This window comes from Pseudoduganella sp. RAF53_2, assembly GCF_052113985.1.
Classification (GTDB): domain Bacteria; phylum Pseudomonadota; class Gammaproteobacteria; order Burkholderiales; family Burkholderiaceae_D; genus Rugamonas.
The window spans coordinates 1-7726 of sequence record NZ_JBFRDW010000261.1; the positions used below are offsets into that span (position 1 = coordinate 1).

9 protein-coding genes are annotated in these 7726 nt (G+C 63.0%); 3 read left to right on the plus strand and 6 right to left on the minus strand.

Annotated features, from left to right (window positions below):
* Positions 1–115: 115 nt before the first annotated feature.
* Complete coding sequence (locus AB4Z11_RS16375; protein ID WP_442026303.1) at positions 116–814, plus strand: glutathione S-transferase family protein; 699 nt, start codon at positions 116–118, stop codon at positions 812–814.
* 12 nt (positions 815–826) lie between these two features.
* A complete protein-coding gene (locus tag AB4Z11_RS16380; protein WP_442026304.1) occupies positions 827–1450 on the plus strand; it encodes a glutathione S-transferase family protein in 624 nt (207 codons plus the stop codon).
* A 33-nt stretch (positions 1451–1483) separates the two neighbouring features.
* Here AB4Z11_RS16380 and AB4Z11_RS16385 read toward each other — a convergent pair whose 3' ends face one another.
* The 6 genes from AB4Z11_RS16385 to AB4Z11_RS16410 form a co-directional block, all read right to left on the minus strand.
* A complete protein-coding gene (locus tag AB4Z11_RS16385; protein WP_442026305.1) occupies positions 1484–2542 on the minus strand; it encodes a branched-chain amino acid ABC transporter permease in 1059 nt (352 codons plus the stop codon).
* Between the two features lies 1 nt (position 2543).
* Positions 2544–3467, minus strand: coding sequence for a branched-chain amino acid ABC transporter permease (locus tag AB4Z11_RS16390; RefSeq protein ID WP_442026310.1), 924 nt, complete (start codon positions 3465–3467; stop codon positions 2544–2546).
* 75 nt (positions 3468–3542) lie between these two features.
* Positions 3543–4268: an ABC transporter ATP-binding protein gene (locus tag AB4Z11_RS16395; RefSeq protein WP_442026306.1), complete on the minus strand. Its 726-nt coding sequence runs from the start codon at positions 4266–4268 to the stop codon at positions 3543–3545.
* Positions 4261–5010 carry an ABC transporter ATP-binding protein gene (locus AB4Z11_RS16400; RefSeq protein ID WP_442026311.1) on the minus strand — a complete coding sequence of 250 codons (750 nt, stop codon included), beginning with the start codon at positions 5008–5010 and terminating at the stop codon, positions 4261–4263. Before AB4Z11_RS16400 ends, AB4Z11_RS16395 begins: the two co-directional genes overlap by 8 nt.
* Positions 5011–5031: 21 nt before the next feature.
* Positions 5032–6201 (minus strand): substrate-binding domain-containing protein, encoded by a 1170-nt coding sequence (locus AB4Z11_RS16405; protein WP_442026307.1) that lies wholly within the window; start codon positions 6199–6201, stop codon positions 5032–5034.
* A 35-nt stretch (positions 6202–6236) separates the two neighbouring features.
* The gene (locus AB4Z11_RS16410; protein ID WP_442026308.1) at positions 6237–7103 is read right to left on the minus strand and encodes an alpha/beta fold hydrolase; all 867 of its coding nucleotides are present in this window, start codon (positions 7101–7103) and stop codon (positions 6237–6239) included.
* A 153-nt stretch (positions 7104–7256) separates the two neighbouring features.
* Between AB4Z11_RS16410 and AB4Z11_RS16415 the strand changes: the two genes are divergently transcribed.
* Positions 7257–7726: LysR family transcriptional regulator (locus AB4Z11_RS16415; RefSeq protein ID WP_442026309.1), on the plus strand; the 470-nt coding region annotated here is incomplete at its 3' end.

Genomic DNA, 7726 nt, shown 5'->3' on the forward strand with positions numbered 1-7726 from the left:
TAAAAAGCGTTTTAACCGGCTCCCTCCAGACGAAGCCGGTTTTTTTTTGCGGCGTCAGATCTGATCCCCGCGGGGAATGAGGATATGATGCCTCGATCATTTCAAGAGGATTGTCATGATCGATTTTTATACCGCCGCCACGCCGAATGGCCATAAGATTTCCATTGCTCTGGAGGAGCTGGAATTACCGTATAACATGAAAGTCCTGGACCTTGGCGCCAATGAGCAGAAACAGGGCTGGTACACCGCCATTAATCCGAACGGCCGCATCCCGGCCATTGTGGACCGCGCCAATGATGACTTCGCCGTATTCGAATCCGGCGCGATTCTGATCTATCTGGCCGAGAAAACCGGCAGGCTGATGCCCGCCGATCCCAAGGGCCGTTCGCTGGTGCTGCAATGGCTGATGTTCCAGATGGGCGGTATCGGCCCGATGATGGGACAGGCCAACGTCTTCTACCGCTACTTCCCCGAAAAGCTGCAGCCCGCCATTGACCGTTATCAGGGCGAAGCGCGCCGCCTGTTCCGGGTGCTCGATCATCGGCTGGCCGATAACGAATATCTCGCCAGCGGGTATTCGATCGCGGACATCGCCAACTGGGCCTGGGTGCGCACGCATCGCTGGTCCGGCGTGGAGACGGAAGGCTTGCCGCATCTGCAGCGCTGGATCAGGCAGATCCGCGAACGGCCCGCCGTACAGCGCGGCATCGAGCTGCCGCCGTCGAATGTCCTGGGGCGCGAAGACAGTGCCGAAAAAGCCGAGCAATTTGCAGCCGAAGCGCGCAAAATGCTGGAAACCGGGCAGTCCCGCTGATCAGGAGTTTGCATGAAACTGTACATGGCGCCGCGTGCGCCCAATCCGCGCCGCGTGGCCATGTTCCTGGCCGAGAAGGGCATGCAGATCGAGCAAGTCATGATCGATCTTGGCAAGGGCGAGCATCGCAGCGATGAGTACCTGGCCCGCAATCCCTTCGGCCGCGTGCCCGCGCTGGAGCTGGACGACGGCCGCATCCTGTGCGARACGCGCGCCATCTGCTCGTATATCGAGGGCTTGCAGCCGGAGCCCAACCTGATGGGCGAGGATTTCGAGGAGCGCGCTTTCATCGAGATGGCGGACCGCCGCATCGAGCTGCACCTGTTCCTCATCGCGAGCAATAGCATCCGCCATTCGCATCCTGGTCTTGCGCCGCTGGAGCAGCCGCAATTCCCTGACTTCGGCGCGTCGCAGGGCGAGAAATTCCGCGACGCCGCGCGCTGGCTGGATGGCGTATTGGCCAAGCAGGAATTCGTCGCTGGTCAGCGCTTCACGATTGCCGATATCACGGCCTTCTGCGCCCACGAGTTCGCGCGCGGCCTGATGAAGTTTCGCGCCGGTGCTGAAGGCATGCCGCATCTGCAGGCCTGGCGCGACCGCATCCTTGAGCGCCCCAGCGCCAAGGCCGGCGCTTAAATGGGAACGCAACACATTTGCGGCGCTTAAGTTCTAGGCGCGGCTGCGCAGGCGGCCCACAATCCCGGTCGGGAAGAAGTAAATCGCCAGCACGAACAGGATGCCCAGCCACAGCAGCCAGCGGTCCGGATGCAGGGCCGCTTGCAGCAGCGGTACGCCCGATAACGCTTCGGATGCTTGCCCCATCAGGCCTTTGAGATAGTTCTGCGCCAGAATGAACAGCACCGCGCCCAGCACGGCGCCATACATCGTGCCCATGCCGCCGATGACGACGATCAGCAGGATATCAGTCATGACTTCGAAGCCCAGCATGGTCTTCGGTCCCACATAGCGCAGCCACAGCGCCATCAGCGCGCCCGCCAGCGCTGCGGCCAATGCGCCGATCACATTGGCCCAAATGCGATACACGACGGTGCGGTAGCCCAGCGCCTCGGCGCGGAATTCGTTTTCGCGGATCGCTTGCAGCACGCGGCCGAACGGCGAATTCACCACGCGCAGCAGTGCGAGGAACAGCAGCACGCAGCCAAAGAAGACGATGTAGTAGGTCACCAGCTTGCCGTCCAGGGAGCGGCCGAACCATTCGCCATCCGCCAGCTGGAAACCGGGCGACAGCAGTTCGGGCACGCTGAAGGTCTTGCCGTCTTCGCCGCCGGTCCAGTCGGACAGTTGGGAAGCCAGCACGGCAAAGGCCGACGCCACAGCCAGCGTGATCATGGCGTAGAAGATGGCGCGCACGCGCAGGGCGAACAGGCCGATGAGCAGAGCCAGCACCAGCGCCACCGCCAGCGCAATGAGCAGCCCAAGCGCCATGCTGCCCCAGCCTGCATTTTCACCCGATAGCCCAAGTCCCACACCGTAGGCGCCGATACCGAAGAACATGGTATGGGCGAAGGATACGATGCCCGTGTAGCCAAGCAGCAGGTCATACGATGCGACCAGCACGATATACACGCAGATCGTCGCCGCCGTATTGAGCGGGCGCGCGCCGCTGGTCAGGAACGGCGCCAACGCAAGGCCAAGCACGGACAGCACCAGCAGTGCGCCCAGCACGCGGCTGCGCGGCAGGTCGCCGGACAGGATGGAATGCAGCATCTTATTTCCTCATCAGGCCAGCRGGTCGCCATAGCAGGACGGCGATCATCAGCACGATATGGGACACCAGCGCCAGTTTCGGCGCCAGGAAGCCCGTGTAATTGGTGGCCAGCGCCATCAGCAGCGCGCCGATAAAGCAGCCCGTGACCGAACCCAGGCCGCCGATGATGATGGTGATGAAGACCATCACGATCACTTCGGCTCCCATTGATGCGGTAATGGTTTCCTTGTACAGCCCCCACATCACGCCGCCCAGACCGGCCAGCGCGGAACCGGCCGCAAACACCGCGACGAACAGGCGGCGAATGCGGTAGCCTAGTGCTTCCACCATTTCGCCGTTCTCGACGCCGGCGCGGATCAGCAGGCCGAGCTTGGTGCGGTTCAGCGTAAGCACCAGCGCGATGAACACGGCCAGTCCCACGACAACGGCCAGCAGCCGATATTTTTCGATCGCGAAATCACCCATCAGCACCGCGCCACGCAGGGCGGCGGGCAGCGGCATGGCTTGCTGTTCCGGTCCCCACAGCACGCCAATCAGCTGTTCGACCACGATCATGCCGCCCATCGTGACGAGGATTTGCTTCAGGTGCTGCCCGTACACTGGCATCACGATCACGCGCTCGAACAGCCAGCCGAGTAGGGCGGTCACGAGCATCGCCAGCAGAATGGCGAGGCCCAGCGCGCCGAGGTTCATGGCCAGCGAATCCGCTTCCAGCCAGCCGCGCATCGGCACGAGCACCAGTGTGGCAGCGAAAGCGCCAACGGAAACGAAGGCGCCATGTCCGAAATTCAGCACGTCCATCAAGCCGAAAACCAGGGTCAGGCCGCTGGACATAATGAAGATCATCATGCCCATCGCCAGCCCCGCCACCGTCAGCGTGGCCCAGGTAGGCAGGCTGCCGACGAAGGGGAGCGTGGCCAGCATCAGGGCCGGGACCAGCAACAGCGGCGCAATATCGCGCGGAACGGCAGGCAAACTCGTATCGTTCACAGTGGCTCCTTATTGGTGTGCGTCGAGCGCCAGGCCAAGCAGGCGTTCCTGCATGGCGCGGTCCTCGGCCAGTTCGGCCATCGCCCCCGCGTGGACGATGCGGCCGTCATCCATCACGGCCACGCTATCGCCCAGGCGGCGCACGAAGTTGAAGTTCTGCTCGACCAGCAGCACCGTAGTGTTGCTGTCCTTGAGCTGGCGGAAAGCGTCGGCCAGGCYCTGAATGATGGCGGGAGCCAATCCCTTGGTCGGCTCGTCAATCAGCAGCAGTTCGCGCGGTTCGATGATGGCGCGGGCGATGGCCACCATCTGCTTCTGGCCTCCGGAGAGATTACCGGCCGGGTAGTTCCAGAACTTCTTCAGCGCGGGAAAGAAGCCGAAGATCCATTCCAGGCGCGCCGTATCCATTGGTCCGCTGCGCGCAGCGAGGTAGAGGTTTTCCCGAACGGTCAGCGCGGAAAACACTGCCATCGATTCGGGCACGTAGGCGATGCCGCTTTGCGCGATGCCCGGCGTAGGCAGGCCGCCGATGTCGAGGCCCTTGAACTGTACCTTGCCGGCGCTGGGCTTCCACAGGCCCATGATGGTGCGCAAGGTGGTGCTCTTGCCTGCGCCGTTGCGGCCCAGAAGAACGGTCAGCCCGCCGCGCGGCACAGCCAGGTCCACGCCTTGCAGGATGTGGTATTCGCCGATATGGGTATGCACGCCGGAGAGCGTGAGCAGTGCGTCAGTCATGGATTGCAGTTCCGAGATAAGCTTCCTGCACGATGGACGACGACATCACGGCGGCAGGTTCGCCGTCCGCGACCAGCGCGCCGTTGTGCAGCACGATGATGCGGTCGGCCAGCGAGCGCACCACGTCCATCTTGTGCTCCACCAGCAGCACGGCCTTGTTGCGCGCTTCCTTCACCTGGCGGATCAGGTCCAGCACCACCGGCACTTCGTCCACGCTCATGCCGGCCGTAGGCTCATCGAACATCATCACATCCGGTTCCAGTGCCAGCATGATGGCCACTTCCAGCTTGCGCTTGTCGCCGTGGGGCAGGGCGGCGACGGCCGTGTCGCGCCGGGCCGCCATATTCACCCGTTCCAGATAATGGTCGGCACGTTCGATCAGTTCGCGGTGCGCGGACCAGACTGACCACAGCTTCATGCCCGCCCTGGCGTGCGCCTGCACCGCGAGCCGCACGTTCTCGTGCACGCTCAGATGGGGGAACAGATTCGTCAGCTGAAAACCGCGGCCAATGCCCAGCGCCGTGCGGCGCGCGGGTCCATGGYGCGTGATGTCTTCACCGCGCAGCAGCACCTGCCCGCTGGTCGCAGGCAACTGGCCGGACATCAGATTGAAATAAGTCGTCTTGCCGGCGCCATTGGGGCCGACGATCACGGTCAGCTGGCCGGCATGGAATTCAGCGGTGACGTTATCCACCGCCACATGCCCGCCAAAACGGATCGTCAGCCCGCGCGTGGCGAGCAGGGGATGCTGAACTGCCATCGATCAGCGCTTGTTCTTGATCGGCAGCGGCAGCTCGGAGGCCGGGATCTCGCGCACCAGTTCCAGCAGATCCCATTCGTTCTTCTGGTCCTTCTTGATGCGGAAGTGGTACATCGGCTGCAAGGCCTGGTGATCCTCTTTGCGGAAGGTCATTTTGCCCTTCGGCGTGTCGAAGTCCATGCCTTCCATGGTTGCGATCAGTTTTTCCGTGTTGCCTCCGCCTGCTTTTTGCAGAGCGGTGACGACGGCGCTGGCTGCGCTGAAGCCGCCGGCGGTGAACATATCAGGCGGTGCCTTGAAGCGCTTCATGTGTTCGGCCACCAGCCAGTCGTTCATCTTGTTTTTCGGGAAGCCGTAGTAGTAATAGATGGTGCCTTCCGTCCCCGCGTAGGCCTTCCAGGTTTTCAGCACCGGCAGGATATTGCCGCCGGGGGCGAGCGCAATGCCGTAGCGCTCCGGTTTCATGTCGGCGATCTTGTTCAGCGGGTTAGGGCCGGCCCAGGCAATGGCCAGCACGCGCGGCTGCGGCTTGTCCTTCAGCGCGTCGAACAGGCGCTGGGCTGGCGCGGTGAAGTCGGTGGCGTTTTGTGGCGCGTATTCTTCGTGCACGATCTGCGCCTTGCTGCCGGTGGCGGTCAGTGCTTCGCGCGCGGCTTTCACCGCATCCTTGCCGAAAGCGTAGTCCTGCGCCAGGAAGCCCACGCTGCCGACCTTGAAGGTGGTGGCGGCGGCAAGGCCGTCCTGCATCGAACTGCGCGCGGTGCGGAAGATGTAGCGGTTCCATTTTTCGCCTGTGATGGCATCGGCCACCGCTGGCTCCACGATCAGCACTTTCTTGTATTCGGCGGCGACCGGCAGCATGGYGATGGCGGAGCCGGAAGACGAGGTGCCGACTGCGATGTCGGCCTTATCGTCGCCATAGGCCTCGGCCAGCATGGCGCGGCCCAGGTCCGGCTTGCTCTGGTCGTCCTTCACGATGACCTTCAGCTTGCGGCCGTTGATTTCCATCTTGCCGCCGGTGAGATATTCGAGGCCCATCATGAAGCCGGTCTCGGTCTCTTTGGCGTAAGGCTCCAGCATGCCGGTCTTGCCGGTGATGAGCGCGACTTTCAGTTCCTGTGCGCCGCCGAGCATTGGTGCCAGCGCAAGCGCGAGCGGGATAAGCTTTTTCATTCAGTCTCCTTGATTATTTTTGTACCTAATATAGTTCAATCCACGTTCGCGAGGAAGGCGCGCAGCGCTTCCTGCGCCGCGGGTTCGCTCAGCATCGGCGCGTGGCCGACGCCGGGCACTTCCGCGTAGATCATGTTCGGTGCGGTGGCGCGCATGGCTGCTGCCTGTTCAGGTTCGACCAGATCCGACAGCGCACCGCGAATCAGCATCGTCGGACGCCTGCGCGCCAGGCGGCGGAAGGCCATGCGCGCGGCGAACGATTCTGGCTTGATCTTCTGGTCGCGGATGGGCAGGGCGATGTTCGGGTCGTAGCGCATGCGCAGCTTGCCGTTGTCCGACTCGGCGAAAGCGCGGCGCGCCCAGCGCTGCCATTCTTCGGCGCTGTTGTCGGGGAAGGCGGTGGTATTGATGCCGGCGATGTAGTCGGCCGCTTCATCCCAGGTAGTCAGTTCGCCGCCGCGGCCCGCGTAAGACGCAATGCGTTGCAGGCCGCGCGCGGACAGCGACGGTCCCACGTCATTCAAGACGGCGGCCGCGATCAGGCTGGATTGGCGCAGCGCCAGCGTCATGGTGATGATGCCGCCCATTGACGTGCCGACGAACACGGCGCGGGCGATGCCCAGGTCGTGCGCCAGTTTGGCCACGTCATTCGCGTAGACCATCGGGTGATAGTGGCTGGGATCGGGATCGTATTCGGAAAAGCCTCGGCCGCGCACATCGACCGCCAGCACGCGGCGGCCTTGCGCGGCCATCCATGGCGCCACGTCTTCGAAGTCGGACGAGTTGCGGGTCAGTCCGTGAATGCAGATCACCGGCAGGCGCGCTGCGCCGCCGCTGCTGGCGTAGTCGCGCGCATACAGGCGCAAACCGTCGCTGCTCTTGAAGCTGATCTCGGAATACATGTGGCGCAAGCCCTCCGCATAGTGTGGTTGGCGCAGTGTGCGTGATTTGCGTTGTTCAAGAAAGAGACGATGGCGCCCAATGCGTGTGCAATTTTGCACAATGTGTTTCAAAGATGTTGTATCGGCATGTTCATTGATGCACAATTGCGCGATATGAAATCCCTCCCTGAATGGACCGATCTGCGTTTCTTCCTGGAGCTGGCCCGCTCCGGCACGCTGTCCGGCGCTTCGCGGCGCCTGGAAGTGGAACACACAACGGTGGCGCGGCGTATCGACCGGCTGGAACAGCAGCTGGGCGCGACGCTGTTCGACCGTTCGCGCGAGGGTTATGAGCTGACCGAAATGGGGCACGCGGTGCTGCCACATGCCGAGTCGATGGAAGCGGCAGTGCTGGCGGCGCAGGATCAGTTGAGCGATACCGAAGTCGCTGTGCGCGGTGTAGTGCGGCTCGGTGTGCCGGAGGTGCTGGGTGTGCGCGTGATTACGCCTTTGCTGGCGCGCTTCCTTCAGGAGCAGCCGGATCTCTCGGTGGACTTGCTGGTGCAGCCGCGCTTTGCCAATCTCGCCAACCGGGAAGCCGATCTGGGTGTGACGCTGGACCCGCCATCCACGGGGCGATACAT